Raw genomic sequence first — 2,663 nt, forward strand, 5'->3', positions numbered from 1 at the left:
GAACAGGAAGGGCACCTGAGCGCCCCTGTCCTCACTCCGCCTTGATGTGGCGGGACTCGATGATCCCGCCCAGGAGTGCCGTGTCGGCCTTGATGCGGTTGGCGAGGCCCTCGGATGACGTGCCCGCCACCTGCCAGCCCTGCTGGAACAGCTTCTGCCGCACCTCGGAGGAGCGCGCGATCTCGGCGATCAGCCCTGACAGCTTGTTGACGATCGGCTTCGGCATCGAGCGGGGCGCCGCGGCAGCGGTCCAGATCTCCAGCTGGAAGGCGCGCGTCACGCCGCTTTCGTCCAGGCTCGGGTACTCGGGGACCAGCGAACTGCGGCCCATCGACGTCACGCCGATCGCACGCAGCTTGCCCGCACGCACCTGCTGCGTGACGAGGCCGGGGGGCAGCAGCGCCAGCTGGATCTGGCCGCTGATCATCGCGTTGATCACCTGCGGGTTGCCGGGATACGGCACGTGCACCGGGTCGATGTTCGTGCGCGACTTGAGCAGCTCCATCCCGATGTGGCCCACCGTGCCCACGCCGGGCGAGCCATAGCTCCACTTGTTGCCGGCGCTGCGGGCGGCGGCGAAGAAGTCCTGGGCGTTGGCCCCCGGCGCATTCGCTGGTGCTGCCAGCACCAGCGGCGCGGTGCCGATCAGGCTGACCGGCGCAAGGTCCTTGATCGGGTCGAACGGCGTCGCCGGGTTCAGCAGCTTCGCGATCGTCATGTTGCCGTTGATCATCACGCCGAACGTGTGGTCGTCGGTCGCCTTGACCACTGCATCGGCCGCGATGTTGCCGCCCGCACCGGGCTTGTTGTCGACGACCACGGGCTGGCCCAGCGCCTTCGACAGCGGCTCGGCGATCGTGCGGGCCACCAGGTCGGGCGTGGAGCCGCCGGGAAAGCCCACCAGGAGGCGCAGCGGCCGGGTGGGCCACGCAGCGGCGGCCGGATCCTGGCGGGTGGCTTTCTGCGCGAAGGCTGGTGCGCAGGCGGCGCCGATCGCAGCCGACAGCGCGGCGCGGCGGGAGAGGGGGAACGTCATGGGAGGCAATCCTTCTGGAGCCGTGGCAGCCCACGGCGCGGGCGCAATGCTAACCCCGGCGCGCATGCCTCCCGGACAGGCGTCAGAAGTTCAGCGAGCGGATCTGCTTGCGCGAGTCCGGCCGCACGCTGGCCAGGGCGTCCAGCACCCACCGCAGGGTGGACTCGGCGTCGGGCTGCTGGTCGGGCAGCAGCGCGATGACCACCATCACGCGCAGCGTGAGGTCCTGCGGCAAGGCGCTGTTGGGACGCAGGCCGCTCGCGACCAGTTGCTGCGCGCGCGAGATCGCGTTGTCCGCCGTGGTGGGGCCTTCCAGCAGCAGCGCGAACTCGCGCTCGCCGACGCGCGCGGCGGTGTCGACGTCGGTGCCGGCGCGGCGAAGGTGCGAGGCCATCACGACCAGCGCGCGGTCCAGCATGTCGCGGCCGTGCTCGCTGGCGATCGCTTCGAGGTTGGCCACCTTGGCCACCAGCAGCGCACAGGCATGCTTCTGGTGGCGCGCCCGCACGAGTGCGGCATCCATGCGCTGCAGCAGGTTGCGGCGATCGGCCAGGCCAGTGAGCGCGTCGGTGCGTGGCAGGGCCGAGGCGCGCAGCTGGCCCTCGCGGCGGCGGCTGCCGCGGCGGCTGAGCGCATAGAACAGGATCGGCATCTCCATCGCGCCGCCGATGGAAAGCCCATAGCGGGTGAGGATGCTGTTGGGAACCAGGTTCATGCCGCGCGCGATCGGGAACAGCGCCATGACCAGCACGGGCACGAAGCCCAGCGCGATGATGCGGATGTCGGGGTCATCGCCCTTGCGCCAGACCAGCCCCATCAGCACTGCGACCAGGAGCACCGACACGCCGGTGAGCGCCAGGCGAGCGCCGAGCAATGCCCGCGTGGGCAGCAGCGGGTCGAGCAGCGCGGCGGCCAGCAGCACGACGATGAACACCTGCACCGTGCGATGCAGGAAGTGCGAGAAGCGGGCCGGCTCGGTGACGGCGTGCACGAACCACAGGCCGGCAGGCGCGGCCAGCGCAGGCAGGACGAAGGTCGACTCGGCGTTCCATGCCAGCCAGTCGTTCCACAGGTGCTGCGCCCCGACGCCCACGTAGGCGGCCTGGCCCGCGGTGAAGCAGAGCAGGTAGGCGGCATAGACGCCGAACAGGCGGTCGCGGTAGCCGATCCAGTTGAACACGCTCACCAGCATCAGCAGCACGGAGAGCCCGAAGTAGGCGCCGAACAGCACCTGCTCACGCTCACGGACGGCCAGCAATCGGCCCTGGCTGTAAAGCGTCACCGGGGCGGCGAAGTCGACGCGGTCGTGGACGATGCGAAGGTAGAACCGCTCCGGGCCACCGCCGTCCTCGCCCTGCAGTTCGAAGGTCGGCACGCGGCCGGGCAGCGGCCATTGCGAGACGGGCCGCGAATCGCCTGCCTCCTGCGCCTTCCATCCGCCGTGCGGATCGCGGTTGAACAGTTGCACCTGGTCCGTGCCGGACAGGCCCACCGCGACGAACCACCGGCTGACATCGCGCCGCTCGACGTTGAACCGGAGCCACAGCGCCGCGCCGTCCAGGCGGTATTGCCGGCTGCCATCGAGCGGCTGCCAGCCCAGCGCATCACCAGCGGCGGCGATCTCGTC

2 protein-coding genes are annotated in these 2,663 nt (G+C 70.5%); both read right to left on the minus strand.

Translation table 11 applies throughout. The features are described 5' to 3' along the window. Positions 1-31: 31 nt before the first annotated feature. On the minus strand, positions 32-1,036 hold the full coding sequence (locus HOQ08_RS13345) for a tripartite tricarboxylate transporter substrate binding protein (RefSeq protein WP_291195768.1): 1,005 nt from the start codon (positions 1,034-1,036) through the stop codon (positions 32-34). A gap of 82 nt (positions 1,037-1,118) precedes the next feature. Further along, positions 1,119-2,663 (minus strand): 7TM diverse intracellular signaling domain-containing protein (locus tag HOQ08_RS13350; RefSeq protein ID WP_291195770.1); only part of this gene is annotated, 1,545 nt, incomplete at its 5' end.

The organism is Frateuria sp. (assembly GCF_013362045.1).
In the GTDB taxonomy this organism is placed as follows: Bacteria; Pseudomonadota; Gammaproteobacteria; order Xanthomonadales; family Rhodanobacteraceae; genus Frateuria_A.

What these genes read in the sequence shown, in the direction of transcription:
- HOQ08_RS13345 (WP_291195768.1), bottom strand. Translation starts at nt 1,036, where the DNA reads ATGACGTTCCCCCTCTCCCGCCGCGCCGCGCTGTCGGCTGCGATCGGC.